The sequence below is a fragment of the Mesotoga sp. Brook.08.105.5.1 genome, assembly GCF_002752635.1.
GTDB lineage: Bacteria > Thermotogota > Thermotogae > Petrotogales > Kosmotogaceae > Mesotoga.
The window spans coordinates 57,212-78,905 of the sequence record NZ_AYTW01000017.1 but is presented as its reverse complement, the minus strand read 5'-3'; the positions used below and the strand labels follow the sequence as shown (position 1 = coordinate 78,905).

Sequence of the window (21,694 nt, the reverse complement as noted above, 5' to 3'; positions counted from 1 at the left end):
CGGTCAACCTCCATTAAGAACTCTCTCAAATACGCAATTAACGTTTCTCAAAAAATAATCAGGATTGAAAAGTCTTCCAATCTCTTCTGAATTCATGAGCCCTGTGATCACTTGATTAGTCAGAACCAACTGTTTGAAATCAAGATTGCCGTTCCAGCAATCCATTGATAACTCCTGTACCAACCGGTAAGCTTCCTCTCTCGACATGCCCTTTTCGATCAAGGCCAACATGACCCTCTGGGAGAAAACAAGGTTTCTGGAGGCCTTGAAGTTTTCTCTCATTCTTTCGGGATAGATAACAAGATTGCTCACAAGATAAACAGACTTCTCAGCCATATAATACAGAAGCAGTGTCGCATCCGGCAGGATTACTCTCTCTACACTGGAATGGGAGATGTCCCTTTCATGCCAAAGGGCGATATCTTCTAGTGAAGCACCTGCGTAACTTCTTATCAAACGCGCCATACCGGTGAGCCTTTCACATATAATGGGATTCTTTTTGTGAGGCATAGCGGAAGAACCTCTCTGCCCCTTCTTAAATGGCTCTTGAACTTCCAGGACCTCTGTTCTCTGGAGATGCCTGAACTCCACAGCCATTCTCTCTATTGAAGAGGCCGTAATTGCCAGCGCCGAAAGAAACTCGGCGTGTATATCCCTCGGGATGATCTGGGAGGAAACAGCGGTCGGCCTCAGACCGAGCTCGCCCAGAGCAATACTCTCGATCTCCGGCAAAATATTAGCGTAGTTTCCAACGGCTCCACTCAGTTTCCCAACTGAGCAACCATCTATAGCTACGTTCAAGCGAAGGATCGCCCTCTCTATTTCAACAAAGAACGATAGAAACTTCAGCCCAAACGAAGTGGGTTCAGCATGTATGCCGTGAGTCCTACCCATACATACTACATCTTTATAGGCAACTGCTTTTTCTTTCAGTGCTCTCGAGAGCTGTTCCAGAGACCCGACAATAAGGCGCCCGGACTCTCTAACGGCAAGCGAAAGGGCAGTGTCCACAACATCGGATGATGTTAATCCAAGATGGAAATAACGGGCTTCATCCCCCATTCCCTGTGTCACGAACTTTATGAAAGCAATGACATCGTGATCTACTTGCTTTTCAATTTCGGCAATCGCTTCCAAATCAATTCTTGCTGCGGACTTCATCTTTTCAAGTGTTCCTTGAGGAATTCGCCCTGTCTTCTCATAGGCATTGACGACGGCCAGTTCCACTTCGAGCCATCTCTCATACTGGGCTTCCAGTTCCCAAAGTTCTTTTAGGGGGGAAAGCGCATATCTCTCTATCATAGTCTACCTCCCATCCAACAGATAATAGTTTACATCAAACCGTCTGCCATTGTTTTTCATATGTGTCATTCCAATGAAAAAGGTTATGGTCAAATCGGAACAGATATGAAGAGAATTGGGAACCGCGTCCGTCTGGCTTCTGCCGGGATTTGACAAAAGCAGACTGGTTATCATATCCGAAGAACCAACTCAGAATGAGATAGGAAAGTGAAGCTTCTAATGGGGGGGCCGTCTCTAAGAGTCAATAAATCAGCCTAACGGCCCATTCAAATACGGCGCTGACTTCTTCACCTTTTGAGATCACAAAGTCAATTATCTGGTCGGCCGTTCTTGGCAATCTGAGAAGGTAATCCCCAACTCCACTCTGCTCTTATATTGCAGTTACACCTCTAGCCTCTCCTCCAATAGCCACTCTTGCAGATGTAAAGCCTCCTATCGCGTAGTTTCTGGCAATAGCTGCTCCTCCCACTGCAAAATCATAAGAAACCGCAAGGCCCCCGCCTGCTAGATACAACGCAGTTGCCAATCCGCCAAATGTAGAGAAAAGACTGGCAGACAATCCACCCAGAGAAAGCTGAAGAGAAAGCGCTACCCCTCCAAAGCTGAAAAGTCCGATTGAAACTCCACCAATGGCCAACACTCCGATTGCCACATTCACGACTGCAATGATGCCTTTTGCAACTCCAAACGGACGCGTATTAATGTGGATGAAAGGCAGGCCTAAAACAGTTGCCTTAGAAATAAATTCATAACCGGCGTGGCCTCCGATACCGCAAGTCCGAGAAAACCTCGTGCGAACCTGAGGGTAAGTCGATTTCCTCTCTTCTATAAATTCTCTGGCATACGAAGCGGGGTTTCCCAGCACTTCAAAAGGATCCCCTTTACCGCTGTCGAAGACCTTGTTTTGGATATCGTAGTTCATTTCTCTTCTAATTTTCTCTTTCGATTCTCTGTCGGCACTGATAGTGCTCAGTGCGCTTCGAATATACTGAGAGATTCTTTTCTCACTAATCATCTCTTCCCCCGGTTTCAGGCCCGACAAGATCGGGAGATTCCGGATCAGTCATACGCCTTCATTATCTCCCTATCCTCTTTCATCAGGTGTTCCGCTTTTTCATACATGTCTGATTTCTCCCAGAATGAAAGCTTCTCGTGGGCGGTGAGATATTTCATTGGTATGGGATGAGTCCCAATCACGACTGGAATCTCATAGTAACTCTCAATGAACTCCTTGAATTGACTTAGTCGTGGACAAGGTGGATAACCCACCACCATTCCAGTTGCGAGATGAATTACTTCGGCTCCGTTCTTGATCATTTCTTGAGGCACGTATTCTACATTTCCCCCCGGACAGCCTCCACAATAAGAATAACCGACAAGAACCAGTTCTTCTTCATCAGGATAAATGGAAAAACCACCCACATGTTCTCTCATTGCTCTGAGACATTTCCCTCCCCCACAACTCTGATACCGACCACAAATGATTATTCCGATTTTCTTCACAGAGACACCCCTTTATAATGCGAAATACTTATTATCATCATTATAGCAACTTATGGTGCTTTTGCTTCTTCGGTCGTACTATTGCCTATCTCGAGAAATAGCTGTATAATTCAACGGTTCAATTTTTGGAGGTCGATATGAAGGATTTCACTAGGCGAATGCTTTCCATTGCGATACCTATAACACTTCAAAATCTAATATCTACCGGCCTCAATCTCATTGACAACCTTATGATTGGACAATTAGGCACAACCGCAATAGCTTCCGTGGGTCTGGTGAATCAGGTGGTCTTTATTCTCAATATTCTCACCTTTGGAGTTTCTAGCGGAGCCGGAATATTCGTTTCGCAGTACTGGGGAAAAAGAGACGAAAAGAACATCGAGAAGACGCTCGGGCACATTCTCTACATTACCATGGGAGCCGCCGTTGTATTCTTTGTGCTGTTGTTCTTTTTCCCCGAAAGAGTATTAATGATCTTCACTACCGATACTGAAGTAATAAGAACCGGCGCGACATATGCAAGGCCAGTAGCCTTTTCAACGTTCCTGACATCATTTTCTTTTATTATCGCGATGGCTTTGAGAACAGTGGAAAAAGCCAGAATCCCTATGTATGTAAGTCTTGTCGCTCTGTCGATCAATACAGTGGTGAACTACGTGCTGATTTTTGGTTTTGGACCGATCCAACCTCTAGGTGTTTATGGAGCATCACTAGCAACTCTCCTGTCAAGATTTGTGGAGTTCGTGATTTTTGTCAATATTGTCTTGCGAAGGAAAACCCCTGTAAGGCTTTCTAAATTCGCCTTCAAGTTCGAAGCTCCTTTTTTCAAAAGGCTTATGAAATATGCTACTCCAGTGATAGTAAATGAGTTTTTGTGGAGCCTGGGCATTACAATGTACTCGCTTGTTATGGCAAGAATGGGTACTGAGTTTATAGCTGCCAGGAATATATCCAGCACCATCGAAAACTTCGGGTTCGTCATTTTTGGCGGATTAGCTTCAGCGACAGTTGTCATGGTAGGAGCAGAACTGGGAAGAAATAACTTCACTCAGGCAAAGTATAACGCAAAGAAGCTGCTTCAGCTTACTGTGATGACCGCAGTGGCAACCGGCCTCATCATCATTCTGCTTTCGAGGATCATCGTGAATTTCTACAATATAGATCAGGGACTCAAGAATATTGTCCTAACCATAATTATCATTGTGGGCATCTCCCAGCCAATCAAAATGTTTAATGCAGTGAACATCGTTGGAGTTCTCCGAAGCGGAGGAGACACCAGAGCAGCTATGATCATCGAGATTGCATCGCTTTGGGGAGTGGGAATTCCTCTTGTGGCCGTCACCGGACTGGTACTGAAATGGCCGCTCACTCTCGTCTACGTCGCGATGATGATTGAAGAACTCTTCAAGGCAATTCTGGGAGTCAGAAGGACTTTGACATGGAAGTGGCTGAAAAACGTTGTTGATTAGCAGCATCCGGGATCAAAAAAAGGCCGAGTAACAATTTCTTCGGCCCTTGATTGACTTGTCACGCAAGCTGCTTCTTACTCAGGTCTGCAAAAACCTAAGGAATAGCTGAGCGTAAATTCTTGCCACAAGAAGAACATCTTCAATCGATATCCTTTCATTTGGCTGATGGGCCAGTTCAACGTTTCCGGGCAACAAAGCTCCGAAAGCCACGGCATTTGGCACTGCCCGGGCATATGTTCCTCCACCAATAGCTATCGGTTCTTCATCATTTCCCGTCACTTCCTTATATACTTCTCTGCACATCTTTACCAATTCCGATTCGGGAGATACATAAAGCGGCTTCTGGTGATGAAAGCTTTCGACCCGGAATCCATTGAAAACCTCTTCAATCTGCGATCTTATCATTGCTTCATTGAAGAAAACGGGGTATCTGATATTAATTACAAGCTTCAGGACTCCGGCTTGAAGCCTGAGAGTTCCCATATTGAGAGTCAATTCTCCAGACATCGAATCCCTTCCGGAAATTCCTAACGATTCGCCATAGAATTCGTAACCAATCTTGTTTCTTATTGTACTCAAAAGCCTCTTCATCTCAGAATCTTCCAGAGGAAGCTCCGCGAGAAGATCTACCAGAGCTGCCAATGCGCTCTGCCCTTTATTTGGGGTGGATCCGTGAGCGGAGACTCCCGTTATCGAAATCTCAACTCTTCTATCCGACTTATTTATCTCTAGTTTAGTATTATTTTTCGGTGAGAAGGAGCGAATTTTCTCTAGAATCTCGTCGTCTGCACCCCTGAGAACTACCTTTGCTGACGAAGCAACCATGTTTGGTGCTTCTCCGGCAGTCAAGTTCTCGATTACCAGCCCTTTCTCTCTACTGATGGCAGGTGCTGAAATCCCGTAATTCACTATTCCTTTCTCCGCAAAAATCACAGGAAAAGCGGCATCGGGTGTCACAGAAAAATCTGGGATTTCTTCGTGCTTGACATAGTACTTCATACACTCCCAGCCAGTTTCTTCGTTTGTTCCGAAAATCAGCCTAATCCTCTTGGAGGGCTTCTTAACATAGTTCTTTACTGCCTTGAGAGCATAAAGTGCTGCAATCATAGGGCCTTTGTCATCCTGAGTTCCTCTTCCCCAGATCTCTCCGTCCTTCACCAGGCCGCTGTAAGGTGGAACTTCCCAACCTTCTCCTTCTGGAACTACATCAAGGTGACCAAGAACACCGAAAGTCTCGCCCAATCCATAATCTACTATGCCTACATACCCATCGGCGTTCCTTGCCTCAAAGCCTAGCTTCTGCGCCAGCTTGATAGTTTGATCAAGCGAATCCCTTACTCCTTTGCCAAAGGGACCGCCATCCACCGGAGTATCCTGAACCGACTTGATTTTAATTGAATCGGATATTGATCTTACCAGTTCCTCCTTCAGGGAAATCACAATTTCGTCAAGTTTTCTATCCACTTTTCTCCTCCTTACACTATTATCTCTTTTATTTCCTGTGACTCTCCTCTTTTGCATAATAGAGTTCCCTCACTACTCGCCACCAAAATATAGCCATCAATGCCGGATATTGCCAGCTTCTTCTGTGTGTGATTGATCAGCAAACAGTTTTTCACCTCTCTTGTTGAGAATTCTCCTTCAATTGCGTTCCCGTTCTTGTCTTTAATTAGCAAATCATAAACCGCATCCCAGGACCCTATGTCATTCCAGTAGAAATTCCCCTGCACAGTAACAACTCTAGAAGACCTTTCCATTAGACCGTAGTCAATCGAAATCTTCGGAAGTCTCTCATAGATCTCTTCGATTTCTTCGGGCCTGTCTTTGATCTCGCAGATTACAGAAAATAGATCGGGGAAGTTCTCTGAGAGCTCTGAATCAAAAACGCTCTTCCTCCAAACAAACATCCCCGAATTCCAAAGAAACCTGCCTGACCGAAAATACTGCTGAGCAGTCTCGTAGTCAGGCTTTTCGTGGAACTTCTTCACCGCATAGACCTCATCGTTTTCATCAACCACATTCCCCCTCTCTATGTATCCATAGCCTGTGTAGGGATGTGTGGGAGTTATTCCTATAGTAACAAGCGATTCGTGAGACTCAGCAAATCTGATCGCCGTCCTTAACGTCTTCAGAAAATTCTCTTTATCTCTTATTACGTGATCTGCGGGAACAATAACCATAGTGTCTTCGGGAGAAAACCTACTGCTCCCGAGAGCGATGGCGGGAGCAGTGTTTCTTCTCATCGGCTCGAAAATCACATTTTCACTCGGGAAGAGAGGCAGATAGTACTGCATAAGAGGATATTGCTCTCTTGTAGTAATTATGATTGTCTCGTCGGTAAGCTCCTCCATTCTTTCGATAGTCTCTTCAATCATCGTTTTGTTTGACCCAAACTTGTGAAATTGCTTGGGTCTTTTTTTTACGCTAACAGGCCAAAGCCTTTCCCCTATTCCCCCAGCCATTATTAGAGTCTTGACCATGCACATCTCTCCTTCCCGATAGATCCGATATCTATAGCATACCAGAAAGGTAGAGCTTTACCCGGCAAAGGCGGAGAGGTAATTTTTCGGAAAAATCGTGTATAACAGAATAGAAAGAGAGACATAGAAAGTATTGTTCGACCCTGTACGCTTCTAATTAGCGCCGGCGAGCTTTGATAAAGTTACAGTTTGAAGGCAAAATAAATGAAGGAGGTGTTGTTTTGGAAAAGACGATGGTTAGAGTGAGAATGAGTCTTCATGATGCTCATTACGGGGGAAACCTTGTTGATGGAGCAAGAATCCTTCAGATGTTCGGAGACGTGGCTACTGAGCTCTTGATTAAAAGCGATGGCGATGAAGGGCTTTTCAAAGCCTATGATAACGTTGAGTTTCTCGCTCCCGTCTACGCAGGGGATTACATTGAAGCAACAGGGGAAATTGTCTCTAGAGGCAACACCTCTAGAAAGATGACATTTCAAGCCTTCAAAGTTGCTCAGGCAAGACCTGATATCAATGATTCCGCGGCTGAGAGCCTTTCTGAACCTGTCCTAGTATGCAGAGCTAGTGGTACATGCGTAGTACCCAAGAACAAGCAGAGGAAAAACGATGGATAAGTTGATAATCACTGCAGCTCTTACCGGTGCAGAAGTCACGAAAAAACAACAACCGGCGCTACCGGTTTCTCCTGAAGAAATCTCGGAGGCAGCATACGATTGTTTTCTCTCAGGAGCGAGCATTGTCCACGTTCACGCAAGAGACTCGTCTGGAAAGCCCACACAAGATCGTGAAATCTATAGAGAAATCATGGAAAGAATCAGAAGCAAGTGCGATCTGATATTCCAGCCATCCACCGGTGGAGCAGTATGGCATAAAGTGGAAGAGAGATCTCAACCTCTTGAGATCAATCCGGAGATGGCGACCCTCTCTGCCGGAACGTGCAACTTTGGAGATGATGTCTTCTTCAATTCAGAGAAAACAATGGAGTATTTCGCTCTGGAGATGAAAGAGAAAGGAATAAAGCCTGAGATAGAGGTATTTGAAAGAGGCATGATAGAAAATGCTCTACGTTTGCAAAAAAAAGGACTGTTAAGAAGCCCAATACACTTTGACTTTGTTCTTGGTGTTCCGGGTGCCTGCCCAGGGAATATCGAAGACCTGATTCACATGGTTAACAATATACCGACTGACAGTACCTGGACCGCAGCAGGAATTGGTAGGTATGAGCTCCCTTTGGCAACAGTTGCCATCCTGATGGGAGGACATGTTAGAGTGGGATTTGAAGACAATATCTACTATAGAAGGGGAGAGCTTGCGGTTTCTAACGCTCAGCTGGTGGAGAGAGTAGTGAGAATCGCAAAAGAGTTGGGCAGAGACATAGCAGCTCCTAACGAAGCAAGAGAAATACTTGGAATTAGGAGGAAAGATAAATGAAGGGATGCCCATTTGGGAGCCATAGAGTTATTGAGCCGCTCGGATTTCTCCCTCAAGCAGCGAGAAAAATTGACAACTCAGAGGATCTTTATGACAATGAAATCTCCGTTGATGTGGAAACCCTTAACGTTGACTCCGCTAGTTTCACCCAGATGAGAGAAGCTTGCAAAGACGATGAATTGGGAATCGCTGCCATGATAATCGATATAGTCAACAATAGGGGGAAGCTTCAGAATCCAGTTACAGGCTCAGGAGGAATGCTAATTGGTCGAGTCTCGCGGATAGGAGAAGCCCTTAAAGACCGTAAATTAGAAGTTGGCGACAGAATTGCCTCACTTGTTTCGCTATCCTTGACGCCGCTGAAAATCGAGAGGATTCTGAAGGTGCATCTCGAAAAAGATCAGGTGGATGTCGAAGGGAAGGCTATACTGTTTGAGAGTGGGATATACGCAAAACTGCCATCAGATATTCCCGCTAAGATGGCCCTTGCAGTTCTGGACGTTGCGGGAGCTCCGGCGCAAGTCGACAAGCTTGTGCAGCGTGGTATGAGTGTAGCAATACTTGGGGGTGGCGGAAAATCCGGAGTGTTATGTTGCTACCAAGCGATGAAGAAATGCGGTGACTCAGGAAAAGTGATTGTAGTAGAATATTCTGAAGAAAATGCGAAGAGGATCCGAGAGCTTAACCTTGCCCATGAGGTAGTTATTGCAGATGCAACAAAGCCTCTTGAAGTTTACAATAAGATTCACGAACTGACAGCAGGTAAGCTCTGTGATGTGGTAGTAAACAATGTGAATGTTCCCAACACTGAGATGAGCTCGATACTCGTTACCAAAAACGAAGGCATAGTTTATTTCTTCAGCATGGCCACCTCCTTTACCAGAGCGGCCCTAGGAGCAGAAGGTGTCGGGAAGGATATTACCATGATCATCGGGAACGGGTACACCAAAGGCCACGATGAGCTTGCGTTGGACATTTTGAGAGAATCAGACAGTATTAGAAGGCTTTTTCAGAAGCTATACATTTGAGGTGGAGCAATGCGAGATTACAGGGAAATTCCAATGTGGAAAGAGGTTACTACTGCTCAATGGAGTGACTGGCGCTGGCAGGTTGCCAACAGAGTGAAGTCGGTTGAAGGTCTGAGGCAGATCATTGAGATCACCGAAGAAGAGGCCCTCGGAATTGCCGAGTGCCTTAGAACACTTCGAATGTCAATTACACCGTACTATGCAACTCTCATGGACCCAATCAATCAAAGATGCCCGATAAGAAGGCAGGCAGTTCCCACGGACAAGGAACTGAGAATCGACAGATGGGATATGATTGACCCACTTCATGAAGATGAAGACTCTCCGGTTTCGGGACTCACTCACAGATATCCCGACAGGGTCCTCTTTCTAATTACAGACCAGTGCTCGATGTACTGTAGGCATTGTACACGACGAAGATTTGCCGGTCAACTCGATAAGCCAAGAACGAGAAAGGAAATTGACGATGCACTTGAATACATTAGGCAAACCCCAGAGGTAAGAGATGTGCTGCTCTCCGGAGGAGATGCATTGCTTGTAGGAGACGAATATCTCGAGTACATTCTTAGCGAGCTGAGAAAGATCCGCCACGTGGAGATAATCAGAATTGGCACCAGGACACCTGTCGTTCTTCCCCAACGAGTGACTCCCGAACTTGTAGAAATGCTGAGAAAATACCACCCGATTTGGATTAACACTCATTTCAACCATCCACTGGAGATCACTCCCGATTCTACGAGAGCATGCGAAATGCTCGCTGATGCAGGAATACCGTTGGGAAATCAATCCGTTCTCCTTCGAGGAGTGAATGATTCCCCCTACATAATGATGGAGCTCGTACACCAGCTTGTCAAAATACGAGTTAGACCCTATTACATATATCAGTGTGACCTCTCACAAGGCATCGGCCATTTCAGAACTTCCATAAGGAAAGGAATAGGAATCATGGAGTCTTTGATTGGAAATACTTCGGGACTATGCGTTCCAACGTTCGTGGTCGATGCCCCTGGCGGAGGCGGTAAGATTAGAGTGATGCCCCAGTACAACATCTCCGAGTCAGATAGAGTAGTCGTTCTAAGAAATTATGAAGGAGTAATCACCACGTATCATGAGCCGGAGGATACTTCCAGCGACGTTGATGACAGTCTCTATAAAGAGAAATACGAGTTTACGGGTGTCTCCGACCTTCTTTATGGAAATTCCATGAGTTTCGAACCCACGACCCTTCAGAGAAGAGAAAGAATTAAGAAGTGGAAAGAAAAGAAGGTGAAGAAATGAGATTTCGAGATTTCTATGAAGGCAAAAGTTTCTCTACAAAGAGAGTGATCACAACAGCTATGGTAGATTCATTTGCCGAGTTGACTGGCGACAAGAATCCTGTTCATACTGACGAAGAATTCGCGAAAAACACACGTTTTGGAAGGAGGATAGCTCACGGGATGCTTTCTGTAGGAATCATCTCGGCCATCCTTGGAAATGACTTTCCTGGACCGGGTTCTATCTACATGAAACAAGAAGTCAAGTTCTTGAAGCCAATCTTTTTGGAAGAGGAAGTGAAGATCACTATCGAAATCCTCGAGAAAAACGAAGAGAAAAAGAGACTACTGGTTGGTACAACTGTCGAGAAGAGCAATGGAGAGAAGGCAGTTGACGGCGAAGCATTGCTGCTCTTCACTGGAGAATGAGACCTCCCATCAGCGTCATAGAATTAACCGATGGAATTGAAACAGTATCCGTGATCGGCCTGGAAAAGAACACCGGTAAGACGGTCGTACTTAATCGGCTGTTGAGAGAGTTTAGAAAAGAGGGAGTCTCTGTTGGACTGACATCAACGGGACTTGAAGGTGAGAAGATAGACCAGATTTTCCTGAATAAAAAGCCCGAGATCAATGTCAGTAAAGGCACTTATTTCGCAACATCCGAGAAGGACTTCCACAACCGACGGTTTTCCGCCACTGTGTTAGACCTGAGGGATTACAGATCCCCTCTCGGCAGAACGGTCTTCGCAAGAGCAGAGACTGCTGGCGAAGTAATAATTTCGGGGCCATCTATTCTGGACTATCTGTGCGAAACTGTAAAGACGTTGAAATCCTATGGCTGTGATAAGGTTCTTATAGATGGTTCTACATCGAGACTTAGCCCCGGAGCTCCACGAATATCGGACGGATTAATCCTTGCAACCGGTGCCGCTCTGTCGATGAACTTAGAAGAATTAGTAAGAAAGACACGTTTTGCGGTGAAGCTGATCTCTCTTCCCGGTGCAGAAAGAGAGCTCCGAAATCGCCTACTCCCCCTCGAGATCGGTGTATGGATAGATGATAATGGGGTCTTTGAAAGACTATCCTCCTCATCCTTGACAGCATCGTACTCAAGCACAGATACTGTGGGGAAAACAATCTACATAAACGGATCACTGACATCTTCCGTTTTGCTTCGTCTTGCAGAACCCGGAACGAGAGTAGTAATTAGAGATTTTTCATGTATTTTCGTTGACGAACAGACTCTCGTGAAGTACGAAAGATCCGGAGGAAGACTTGAAGTTGTTTATCCAGCCAATCTCATCGCGGTAACGGTGAACCCTTATTCGCCAACAGGTTTCAGTGTCAAGTCAAGAGAGCTTGTAGAAGCCCTGGAGAAGTTTGTCAGTGTTCCCGTAATCGATGTTCTGGAGGAGACGGCAAATTGAAATACCTTGACTGCGGATTTGAATACATAATCTCTCTCATTGAGCCAATAACACCTATTGGAAGAGAGGCGCTGCGCAACCTCACCTTTCTTACCACCAGAAAGTCAATAGAAGAAATTCACAGAAGGCAAGAGGAGATTCTCAAGAAGGAAGAGATCGTACCTTCACTTAAGCGAATTTTATCAAGGATCCGGGATGTTAGGGGGACAATCTCAAACCTCTCCGGTGGAAATTTGCTTGAGGATATAGAGCTCTTTGAAATCAAGAGCTTCACTTACTGGTGCGAAAAGCTTAGGGAAGAACTAGGCACTTGCGGCTCATGGATGCAACTCCCATGCCTTTCGCCCGTATTTTCAATTCTAGACCCTGATAATTCCCAAACAGAGAGCTTCTATATCTCCAATAACTTCGACGATGCACTCGGTGAGGTTAGGGAGGAGCTTCACAGGTTACAGCGAATAGGTGGAGAACATACCAAGAGTCTTGATGAACTTGTTCAGAAGAACTTCGAGATTGAGAGGAGGGTGAGAGCCGATCTTTCGGATAGACTAAGAGAGTATCGTGACGTCCTCGAGGAAGCGATTAACAAGACCGGAAACATAGACCTAGTAATCGCTCTCACCGATCTGAATAAGAAGCTAGGCTTGAGGAAACCAGAAATCTCTTCTGGAGAGTATGAGTTCGAAGACCTCTTCAATCCAGAGATATCCGAGAGCCTCAGAAAAAAGGGGAAGGAGTTCCAGCCATTTTCAGCAAACTTTGGACGAAAGGTTGTCATCGTTGGCGGTAACATGACCGGGAAATCCGTTCTTCTCAGGAGTGTCGCTCTTCTTCAAACAATGTTTCAGTACGGTCTCTTTGTTCCTGCAAATAAAGCTTTTATTCCCGTGTACGAGTCGGTGGTTTATTTCAGCGGGGACAAACAGTCTTTCACCGATGGTCTGTCGTCGTTTGCGGGAGAAATTCAACACCTGAAAGAAGCAATCGAGATAGTTCAAGCGGAAATCGCGGGCCTGTTCCTGTTCGACGAGATCGGTCGGAGCACTAATCCTGTTGAAGGTCCCGCTTTCTTGATAGCCTCTGCCGATTATCTCGGTCGCAACCCCAAGTGCCGCTCCATTTTCACATCTCATTACGAGGAGGCACTCCAAATCAACTCCGCCCAGTTATTTATGATTAAAGGTGTTGATCACCACAGAATTGAAACCGAAAGAGACAGGGAGATTTCTTACTACGTTGACCACTCACTTATAGAAATGAGGGACAAAGTAATCTTTCCGAAGGAGGCTATTGCAATCGCCCGTATTATGGGACTTGACAAAAAATTCATAGAGCTGATAAAAGGCAATATCGTGGGAGGCTGTGAATGAAAGGAAAACTGAACTTAGACTGGAATAAAGTAGAAGAAGCGCGGAATTACTCTCGAAAGATAGCTGATGCAGTGCACAATTTCGTCAACGAACATACTACAGTTAGTGTAGAGAGAGCAATATGTAGGCTTCTCGGGATAGATGGAGTCGATGAGTACGGTGTTCCAATGTCAAACGTAGTTGTCGATCACCTCAAATCCGCGAACCTATTAAGCGAAGGCGCAGCATACGCAATAGGCAATGCCATACTCGTAACCGGTCTCTCTCCACAGAGAATTGCTGAGGAGATCTCACATGGCAGACTTGACCTGAGAAGTCTCGGTTACCGACCTGAAGTCGAAGTCTTTGGAGCTATCGACGGTTTAGTGGAAGAGACAGTTGAGAAGATTCGCTTGAATCGAGTTAAGCGCGACTCTCTTATACAGGAACTGGGTGAAGGCAAGAAACCTTATCTCTATGTGATAGTAGCAACTGGAAACATTTATGAGGATGTGGTTCAAGCAAGGGCGGCAGCAAGGCAAGGCGCCGACATAGTAGCAGTAATCAGATCGACGGGGCAGAGCCTTCTGGATTATGTCCCCTTTGGACCGACAACGGAAGGTTTCGGTGGAACATACGCCACTCAAGAGAATTTCAGAATAATGCGGTCTGCGCTTGATGAAGTTGGAGAAGAAGTAGGAAGATATATCAGGCTCTGTAATTATTGCTCCGGACTTTGCATGCCGGAAATTGCGGCAATGGGAGCTATTGAAAGACTTGATGTCATGCTGAACGATGCCCTTTACGGTATCTTGTTCAGAGACATAAACATGAAGAGGACCATAATCGACCAATACTTTTCAAGGGTCATTAATGGATTCGCCGGAGTAATAATCAACACCGGTGAAGATAACTACCTGACTACTGCCGATGCCTATGAAGAAGCCCACACGGTACTGGCTTCCCAGTTCATAAACGAAAGGCTGGCATTAATGGCAGGTATTCCCGAGGAACAGATGGGTCTTGGGCACGCTTTTGAAATGGATCCCTCAATAGAAAACGGCTTCCTGTACGAACTTGCTCAAGCGCAGATGAGCCGGGAGATATTTCCGAAGGCGCCACTGAAATACATGCCTCCTACAAAGTTCATGACAGGAAACATCTTCATGGGTTACGCTCAGGATACTCTTTTCAATGTGATTTCCATCATGACTAATCAAGGCATTCAACTCCTTGGAATGCTTACTGAAGCGATTCACACTCCCTTCATGAGCGACAGGTACCTTGCAATTGAAAACGCACGGTACATATTCAATAACCTGCGAAATCTTAGTGATGAGATAGTATTCAAAGAAGATGGCATAATCCAGGAAAGAGCTTCCAGAGTGTTAGATGAAGCCGTGGATCTACTGAAGGAAATTCAATCAGTAGGTTTGTTTGAGACACTAGAGAAGGGGACTTTTGCAAACATAAAGCGATCACTCCACGGCGGAAAAGGACTGGAGGGAGTCGAAAAAAAGGGAAACAGCTACAGGAATCCATTTATCGAGAAGATGCTTGGAGGGAGTTATGATGGATAAAAACTCATACAAAAAGAATGAACTTCCTGCTGCAGTAGATCTCACCAGGATCACTCCCTACGGAGACACGATGAACGACGGCAAAGTTCAGCTCAGCTTTACTCTTCCTCTACCTGGAGGTCCCGAGGCCGATGAGGCTGCCAGATTATTGATGCGAAAGATGGGCCTAAAAAATCCTCAGATCTCATTTTCAAGAGAGATGACGACCGGATTCACTTTTTTTGTAGCATACGGAGAATCCTCCCATTCAGTTGACTACACTTCTATTAGAGTTCCCAAGATAGCAATGGAGAAACTGTCTATGGAGGAGATCGACAGGTTCATTGAAGAGCGGATAGGGAGAAAGGTAGTTGTGGTTGGAGCTAGCACAGGAACGGACGCTCACACTGTTGGCATTGACGCAATAATGAATATGAAAGGCTTTGCAGGTCACTATGGGTTGGAACGATACAGGAACATAGATGCTCACAATCTAGGTAGCCAGGTCCAAAACGAGGAGTTGGTAGCAAGGGCAATTGAACTAAATGCCGATGCTATTCTGGTATCTCAAACTGTAACTGCCAAGAACGTTCATCTGAAGAATATGACTGCCCTTGTGGAGCTTCTTGAAGCGGAAAACATTAGGAAGAAGATCGTTTTGGTGGCAGGTGGAGCAAGAATAACTCATGAACTGGCAAAGGAATTGGGATACGATGCGGGATTCGGGCCAGGCACTTTTGCTGAAGATGTAGCAAGTTTCATTGTCCACAAACTCGAGTCTGTGGTCTGATAACTTGTGATAGAATCTACCATCGTAGCTTAAGCGGAGGTAAGGTGTTTTGAATACGCTCGTAGTAGTTAATCCAAATGCCAGTCATGGTCAAGCAGGCCGTGAGTTTGAAAGCTACATCTCCGAACTGATTCGCGAAAAACTTGGTGATTATGACCTACACATAACGACGGGTATAGGTGATGCTCTGCAGTTTGTGGCTCTTAACAGCGGCTACGAGAGAATAATAAGTGTTGGCGGAGACGGGACTCTGAATGAGGTCATAAACGGAATGAAAGCTGGCAATTCGGGAGCTTCTATCGGCATAGTCGCCGTTGGCTCAGGGAATGATCTCGCGAGAGCCATAAACCTTGAACAAGACTACAGAGAAATGGTGAAAATAGCATCTGGAAAGAGAATTCGCGAGATCGACCTGCTAAGGGTAAACTTCAAAGATTTCAACGGCACTAATTCAACTAGATATGCAGTAAACGTTGTTGGAGCAGGTTTCGATGCGGCAATCACTAACCTGAAGTTCCCGAACTGAGCAAGCAAGAAATAGCTATCTGAAAGGATTTCAGAGAAATGAAGTGATTATTTCTGTCTACGTTTGCTGAGTTGTTTCAATCCGACAAGTTCAAGAGCTTTTCTCTGTACCTCGTTGGGAGTTGTTATTATCGTGAATGAAGGTATCTCCGGTACCGCAGGTACCCTGGCATCGTTACAGACAATCGTACTCATTTCAGATAGAAGAGTCTGAAAGCTGTGTACCGGTGTCCCGTCACTCAGCTTCTTCTTCCTCGTCTTCTCAAGTGCGCTTTTGGATCTAATAGCCTGTAGTACATGTTCTCTATCGGTATATTCGTCAGTGAAGATCAGGCTCTTCCATAACTCCCTCAAATGCCATTCAACATAATACGCTAGCATGCAGAGAAATATGTGAGCCCTCACTCTCTTCTCAAGCCAGTGGTGTATTGGCCGTATCTTCAGATCCACTCCCTTTAGCGTCCTGAATGCCCTCTCAACTCTGGATAGACTCTTGTAGCTGTACACCACTTCTTCTGCAGTCAACTTCTCTTTCTCTACACTGGTTCGGATTATATAAAATCCATCAAGAGAAGCTTCAAAGGCTATACTTTCTTCATTTCTCCTGTAATCGAACTTCCCATCCTCTATCTTGAAAATGAAATGCTTGGCCATCTTGTACCTGTTCTCTATCCTTCCCAGTGCCTGCCCTATCTTCCCCGCCTCTCTCAACCTTCCTGAAGCGATCCTTCTCAAGAGTTTGTTCAGGTTTTCTTCAGTCACCCTGAGTAAGTCTTCTCTCGTTCTCCTTCTCTCTTCTGCAAGAAAGGGATTCCTGCAGACTATTAACCTCTCCCCAGGATAATCGGGTGAGTCTATCTCAAGAAGGTCTCTCTCGTCAAATAAGCTCAGCTGTAAATACCCATTTTCAAAGAGACTCTTAATTGTAGGCCCTCTAAAGGCACTAATCCAGTCAACTCCACCGAGAGCCTTCAATCTGTCTATCTGCCCCTGCGTTAACATCCCTCTGTCTCCGACCACGACGAACCTTTCTACTTTGAACTCTTCCTTTACCTTGTCTACCTGTTCCCCTATCGTTTTAGTGTCACTCGTACATCCCGGATATACCTGTATGGATATTGGTATACCTTTAGAATCCGTCATGAGTCCATAGACTATCTGTTTCTTTCCCTTCTTCTTGTCTCTGTTATAACCATAACTCGCAAGCTTACAATGACTCCCTTCATAGTAACTCGAAGAGACATCGTAAAGAACAAGACTTCCTTCTCTTAAGTGTCTCTGCGCAAGTTTCCTTTCTATCGTCTCTTGCCTCTGGAGCAACCAGTCCAGAGCAGTATATAACTCATCTTCGTCCGCATCTTCCACTGAGAACTCTTCGGGAATAGTGGTATTATCCCACCAGCGTATTGTGGAAAGCTTCGTCTGAGGGTTTATTATCCTTGCAACTATCATCGCCTCTATTAGATCGCTTTCTCTACTCCTTCGAGAAGAAAGCAATTCGGAAATACCTAGATCCTCCATTACCTTACTTATAACCGCAACATTACCATGAGCTCTCGACCGAGTAATCTCAATTGCCTCTTCGGATGGAAGAAAGACTCTCCCCTGGAGACTCTCTTTGACTAACTCTCTAGTAACTTCTGGCAATTCAGTAAGGTTGGCAATGGTTTGCTGTTTCACCTTACCATCTTCTCGATAGCTTCTTCTCAGAAGATAAGTGAAGTATTCTCTGTCCTTGTACTTACTCACAATCTTAGCTAAATAAAGGCCTTTAGGTTTGTAATTCATAACAGAATCATAGCACAAAGAAACGAGCGAAGTCAATTGTAAATTGACCATTTACTGTCTACACTTTCACAACATTCTTGTGCCTTTTTTCTCTCTGGGAAAGAGTCTCATTAATTTCCTGTCGGGGAACTTCAGACTAACAGAATGAACAAATCGAGATTCAAGACCAGTGGAAAGATGGCATACCTGCTTTCCTTTCTGATCGAATTCATCACTTCGAGAACTTATCCGCTAAGTTTCACCATTGACGGAGAAAAGTTCTCGGACAGATTCTTTTTTCTTACTATGGCAAACGGAAACTACTTTGGAGGAGGAATGAGAATCGCCCCCAAAGCGCTTGTAGATGATGGGCTCATGGACATAGTTGGTGTCTCAAAGATGTCAAAGCTCCGTCTTCTGTACCACTTCCCGAAGATCTATCGCGGCGAACATCTAGTCGTGGATACAGTAAGCTACAGAAACGCCAGATCTATTTCTGTCATAAGCGACAGAGATGTAATTATTCAGATGGATGGGGAGGTTGTCGGAACCCTGCCCATGGAAATCTCCATTTGCGACAAAGCTCTAAAACTGGCTTCAGCGTAGGACTCTCAGATTCATTATTGCACTGTCAAAAGTAAGATATGAGCTGAAATCAAATGTTGAACCCTCAAACACATACTCTTTGTCTCCGGTATATGACAGATCTGTTCTAATATTCCGTATGGCAGCATTAGCTTTCAGAATAGACCTAATACCGTCTGGGATAATAATCTCTGAGTTGATAATGGCAGCATTGACTTTAGTATTTGAGGGGCCCACTTCAGGTATAATCAATTTTGTCTTAATAACAGCCCCGCTCAACTTCAGTTCGTCAACTTTCAGCTCAGCCAGATTGAACCTGCCATTCATTACCGCGCTGTCAAACTTGAGCACATAGTTATAATCTGGGTTCAGCTTAATCACTACGGTACTTGTTCCAAGCCAAGAGACGTTTGAATCAGGTCTTATCACAAACCTTTGAGATAGCTGCGTACTATCCTCTTCAATCCTGAGATCGGTGCCTCGAACTGAATATTCGACTACCGCAAACGTTGAAGACGCTACATCTTCCATCAATGATTCAACAGTAATGTTAGCCATCGCAAGGTTGAGTAAAATCTCAATGCTTCTGGAAGACTCAGAAGCCTCAAGTGTCACAGAATTCCTAACGGCTTTCTCGCCCGAGAGAAATGGCGAGGGCCAAAAGAATATGAACAGCACAAAAGCGACAATAAGCAGGACATTAACGTATCTGATCCAGCGAAGGGCCTTTACGCTTGAAAGAATGCTTAACCCGACCAGGACAAGAATAATCGGCCAGTAATTTGCGAGATTGACCAGGGCATTGAGAAGTGTGTCTCCAGTGAACAATCCAAAGATCAGCAAGACACCAACCAAGACGAAAATCAATCCCATTGCAATTCTCATATAATCAGCTCCTGCTTACGGACTTATAGATTACGAACCCTCCACCTGCTATCAATACTATTCCAATAACAAACTTCCAGAATATCCCGCTGAAAATGTTCCAGGGAGTGAATGACCCTAACAAGAGTGCTATGCCAAAAACAATGAGAAGCCCAGCAATAATCAGCTTGCTTTTGTCATCCGAAAGCGCCTCTTTCTCTCCCTCTTCTATCGGCTTACCCTCCTCATCCATTATCACAACATTGTTCTCTTTGTTGATTGGAGCCCTCGGCACTATGAACATGCCGATGATATAAATCAGCAAACCGGCTCCACCTGCAAAAACAAGTGCAACAAAGACCAATCTTACAATCACCGGATCGATTCCTAAATACTCCCCTATTCCTGCAGCTAGACCGTCTATCACTTTGTCCTTTCTCGACTTGTAAAGCCTCTTCTCTAAGCTCACATAACCACCTCCCACGATGACTTCTGTGCAATAATACTACAAAAAACTCATACATCATAATACAATCTGATCAATTTCCACAAACAACAAACACTAAGCCAATGCGATTTCGAACAGTTTTCGTGTGAATAGTTTTTCGCTTCTGGAAAGACAAACATTCAGATTATCCAGTCATGGCGCCAGCTCCCACTGGTCAGAAATAAGCAGGCTTCACTTTGAATACTTGCGATTTTCTTAGCAAAACTATTTTAATCACCCTCCTTCAAAGATAACTGCTTTCATTCAAACATAGCTGGGTTTTGAATACAAGTTCATGGATGATACACTCTAGTTAAACGATTAACTAAACGTTTAACTAGAAATCGAGTGAGGGTCCATGAAATGGCTAATATGAAAGATGTTGCCAAACATGCTGGAGTATCGGTCGCGACAGTATCAAATGTAATATCTGGGAAGAAGTTCGTGAGTCCTGAACTGAAAAGCGCTGTCCTTGAATCCATAAACGCCCTTCAGTACAGACCAAGTAAAATTGCCAGAAGTCTGAAAATTCGAAAGTCATTCCTGGTTGGACTTCTGGTTCCAGATATAACTAATCCGTACTTCGCAGAAATTGCGAGAGGCGTGGAAAGCATTGCCCTCGATCACGATTATCAGATGTTTCTTTGCAACAGCGACGGAAAGAGTTACAGAGAAGAAGAGACGTTGATTTCCTTCCTTGGCCACGGAGTTGATGGTGTGATCAATGTTGCACCCAGAATGGAAGAGGGGCTTCTAGCAGATCTCTCAGATGGAATGCCCATGGTGATTCTTGACAGGCATCTCACAATCGAGAATCCACTAATTGACGTAATCTACACGAATAATTTCAAAGGTTCTGCTCAATTAGCCAGACACTTACTAAACAAAGGCCACAATAGATTCGCCTGCATAGCAGGGCCAAGTGATGTGCCCAGCGCAGTAAGAAGGCTTCAGGGATTCTGCAGCGAGCTCGAGAGAGATGGAATACGCAAAGGAGATATAAGAATCTATTACGGTAGCTTCAAATATGAAGACGGATTCAAGATAATGAAGCAGAAAATATTGAAACTTAAGAACAGACCTACTGCTATTTTTGCCGGGAATGACATGATGGCGTGGGGGGCAATCGAGGCAGCAAAACAGCATGGTTTAAAGATTCCGATAGATATCTCCATCGCGGGGTTTGACAATGTTCTTTACTCGTCACTAGTAATCCCGGCGATGACGACTGTGAATCAGCCGAAGTATGAAGCCGGAAGGGCAGCAATGAAGTTGCTTCTTGAGAAGATAATGAAGAAGCAGAGTGGTGAAGATGTCCACACGAGAAAGATAGAGCTGGATTCACAGCTTATAGTGAGGGAATCAACTGAAATATGACAAATCAATGGAGGTGAAGGAATGAAGACAAAGGGTATTCTTCACAACGATCTTGCAAGAGAAGTGGCAAGACTTGGCCACGGCGACATGTTAGTTATTACAGACAGAGGGTTTCCATTCCCAAGGCACGAAAACACAATCTGCATCGATGTATCGGTAGGAAGGGATCTCCCCAGGTTCGTAGATGTCGTTAAGGTCGTACTCGAGGAACTTGAAATCGAGAAGGTAATTATCGCTGACGAAACTAAATCGGTAAGCCCCGAAATCTATTCACAACTGAAGGAAATTGTTTCGCAAATCAAGAACAAGGGGAACGACATTGTAGAGGAGAATATACCTCATCCAGAATTTAAGGATCTAGTTCTAAATGGCAGTCTCCAAGGCAAAGAAGTCAAAGTATTTGTGAAGACAGGAGAGTTCACTCCCTACGCGAACATCATACTCGTTTCCGGAGTAGATTTCTAGATATCGATATTTTCTCTATTCATCGAT

22 protein-coding genes are annotated in these 21,694 nt (G+C 44.8%); 14 read left to right on the top strand and 8 right to left on the bottom strand.

The genetic code is table 11. From position 1 onward, the window contains the following. Window positions 1-3: 3 nt before the first annotated feature. The 3 genes from purB to V512_RS07910 form a co-directional block, all read right to left on the bottom strand. On the bottom strand, window positions 4-1,302 hold the full coding sequence (gene purB / locus V512_RS07920; protein WP_099829943.1) for an adenylosuccinate lyase: 1,299 nt from the start codon (window positions 1,300-1,302) through the stop codon (window positions 4-6). 370 nt (window positions 1,303-1,672) lie between these two features. Then, the gene (locus V512_RS07915) at window positions 1,673-2,317 is read right to left on the bottom strand and encodes a hypothetical protein (protein WP_099829942.1); all 645 of its coding nucleotides are present in this window, start codon (window positions 2,315-2,317) and stop codon (window positions 1,673-1,675) included. Between the two features lie 44 nt (window positions 2,318-2,361). Beyond that, window positions 2,362-2,805, bottom strand: a complete 444-nt coding sequence (locus V512_RS07910) for a CGGC domain-containing protein (RefSeq protein ID WP_099829940.1) — start codon at window positions 2,803-2,805, stop codon at window positions 2,362-2,364. A 137-nt stretch (window positions 2,806-2,942) separates the two neighbouring features. On the opposite strand from V512_RS07910, the gene V512_RS07905 reads away from it, so the two are divergent. Continuing rightward, window positions 2,943-4,274, top strand: a complete 1,332-nt coding sequence (locus V512_RS07905) for an MATE family efflux transporter (protein ID WP_099829938.1) — start codon at window positions 2,943-2,945, stop codon at window positions 4,272-4,274. 78 nt (window positions 4,275-4,352) lie between these two features. On the opposite strand, the gene pepV is transcribed toward V512_RS07905, so the two are convergent. Both pepV and V512_RS07895 read right to left on the bottom strand, forming a co-directional pair. Further along, entirely contained in the window at window positions 4,353-5,738 is a 1,386-nt protein-coding gene (gene pepV, locus V512_RS07900; RefSeq protein ID WP_099829936.1) for a dipeptidase PepV, read from the bottom strand. Window positions 5,739-5,749: 11 nt separating this feature from the next. Further along, complete coding sequence (locus V512_RS07895; protein WP_243392323.1) at window positions 5,750-6,754, bottom strand: sugar phosphate nucleotidyltransferase; 1,005 nt, start codon at window positions 6,752-6,754, stop codon at window positions 5,750-5,752. 233 nt (window positions 6,755-6,987) lie between these two features. On the opposite strand from V512_RS07895, the gene V512_RS07890 reads away from it, so the two are divergent. Genes V512_RS07890 through V512_RS07845 form a run of 10 tightly spaced genes read left to right on the top strand, consistent with a single transcriptional unit; the run spans window position 6,988 to window position 16,123 of the window. Beyond that, window positions 6,988-7,368 carry a hotdog fold domain-containing protein gene (locus tag V512_RS07890; RefSeq protein ID WP_099829992.1) on the top strand — a complete coding sequence of 127 codons (381 nt, stop codon included), beginning with the start codon at window positions 6,988-6,990 and terminating at the stop codon, window positions 7,366-7,368. Further along, on the top strand, window positions 7,361-8,185 hold the full coding sequence (locus V512_RS07885) for a 3-keto-5-aminohexanoate cleavage protein (RefSeq protein ID WP_099829933.1): 825 nt from the start codon (window positions 7,361-7,363) through the stop codon (window positions 8,183-8,185). Before V512_RS07890 ends, V512_RS07885 begins: the two co-directional genes overlap by 8 nt. Beyond that, window positions 8,182-9,213 carry a zinc-binding dehydrogenase gene (locus V512_RS07880; RefSeq protein ID WP_099829932.1) on the top strand — a complete coding sequence of 344 codons (1,032 nt, stop codon included), beginning with the start codon at window positions 8,182-8,184 and terminating at the stop codon, window positions 9,211-9,213. Before V512_RS07885 ends, V512_RS07880 begins: the two co-directional genes overlap by 4 nt. Before the next feature lie 9 nt (window positions 9,214-9,222). Next, window positions 9,223-10,491 (top strand): lysine 2,3-aminomutase, encoded by a 1,269-nt coding sequence (gene ablA / locus V512_RS07875; protein WP_099829930.1) that lies wholly within the window; start codon window positions 9,223-9,225, stop codon window positions 10,489-10,491. Then, on the top strand, window positions 10,488-10,898 hold the full coding sequence (locus V512_RS07870; protein WP_099829928.1) for a MaoC family dehydratase: 411 nt from the start codon (window positions 10,488-10,490) through the stop codon (window positions 10,896-10,898). The genes ablA and V512_RS07870 overlap by 4 nt, the downstream gene beginning before the upstream one ends. Then, window positions 10,895-11,899 (top strand): hypothetical protein, encoded by a 1,005-nt coding sequence (locus V512_RS07865; protein ID WP_099829927.1) that lies wholly within the window; start codon window positions 10,895-10,897, stop codon window positions 11,897-11,899. Before V512_RS07870 ends, V512_RS07865 begins: the two co-directional genes overlap by 4 nt. Continuing rightward, window positions 11,896-13,269 (top strand): permease, encoded by a 1,374-nt coding sequence (locus V512_RS07860; protein ID WP_099829925.1) that lies wholly within the window; start codon window positions 11,896-11,898, stop codon window positions 13,267-13,269. The genes V512_RS07865 and V512_RS07860 overlap by 4 nt, the downstream gene beginning before the upstream one ends. Beyond that, window positions 13,266-14,828 (top strand): lysine 5,6-aminomutase subunit alpha, encoded by a 1,563-nt coding sequence (locus V512_RS07855; protein ID WP_099829923.1) that lies wholly within the window; start codon window positions 13,266-13,268, stop codon window positions 14,826-14,828. The genes V512_RS07860 and V512_RS07855 overlap by 4 nt, the downstream gene beginning before the upstream one ends. Then, window positions 14,821-15,597, top strand: coding sequence for an OAM dimerization domain-containing protein (locus V512_RS07850; RefSeq protein WP_099829921.1), 777 nt, complete (start codon window positions 14,821-14,823; stop codon window positions 15,595-15,597). Before V512_RS07855 ends, V512_RS07850 begins: the two co-directional genes overlap by 8 nt. Before the next feature lie 49 nt (window positions 15,598-15,646). Beyond that, window positions 15,647-16,123, top strand: a complete 477-nt coding sequence (locus tag V512_RS07845; RefSeq protein ID WP_099829919.1) for an acylglycerol kinase family protein — start codon at window positions 15,647-15,649, stop codon at window positions 16,121-16,123. A 47-nt stretch (window positions 16,124-16,170) separates the two neighbouring features. On the opposite strand, the gene V512_RS07840 is transcribed toward V512_RS07845, so the two are convergent. Next, the gene (locus V512_RS07840) at window positions 16,171-17,871 is read right to left on the bottom strand and encodes an IS1634 family transposase (RefSeq protein ID WP_243392321.1); all 1,701 of its coding nucleotides are present in this window, start codon (window positions 17,869-17,871) and stop codon (window positions 16,171-16,173) included. A 183-nt stretch (window positions 17,872-18,054) separates the two neighbouring features. Between V512_RS07840 and V512_RS07835 the strand changes: the two genes are divergently transcribed. Continuing rightward, window positions 18,055-18,495, top strand: coding sequence for a hypothetical protein (locus V512_RS07835; protein ID WP_243392320.1), 441 nt, complete (start codon window positions 18,055-18,057; stop codon window positions 18,493-18,495). Here the strand turns inward: V512_RS07835 and V512_RS07830 are convergent. Together V512_RS07830 and V512_RS07825 are read right to left on the bottom strand one after the other, a co-directional pair. Beyond that, the gene (locus V512_RS07830; protein WP_099829917.1) at window positions 18,487-19,359 is read right to left on the bottom strand and encodes a hypothetical protein; all 873 of its coding nucleotides are present in this window, start codon (window positions 19,357-19,359) and stop codon (window positions 18,487-18,489) included. The two genes, V512_RS07835 and V512_RS07830, sit on opposite strands and share 9 nt — an antisense overlap. Window positions 19,360-19,363: 4 nt before the next feature. After that, entirely contained in the window at window positions 19,364-19,807 is a 444-nt protein-coding gene (locus V512_RS07825) for a PspC domain-containing protein (protein ID WP_099829915.1), read from the bottom strand. 381 nt (window positions 19,808-20,188) lie between these two features. Between V512_RS07825 and V512_RS07820 the strand changes: the two genes are divergently transcribed. Together V512_RS07820 and rbsD are read left to right on the top strand one after the other, a co-directional pair. Beyond that, window positions 20,189-21,202 (top strand): LacI family DNA-binding transcriptional regulator, encoded by a 1,014-nt coding sequence (locus tag V512_RS07820; RefSeq protein WP_099829914.1) that lies wholly within the window; start codon window positions 20,189-20,191, stop codon window positions 21,200-21,202. A gap of 21 nt (window positions 21,203-21,223) precedes the next feature. Beyond that, on the top strand, window positions 21,224-21,667 hold the full coding sequence (gene rbsD / locus V512_RS07815; protein ID WP_099829912.1) for a D-ribose pyranase: 444 nt from the start codon (window positions 21,224-21,226) through the stop codon (window positions 21,665-21,667). Window positions 21,668-21,694 lie beyond the last annotated feature (27 nt).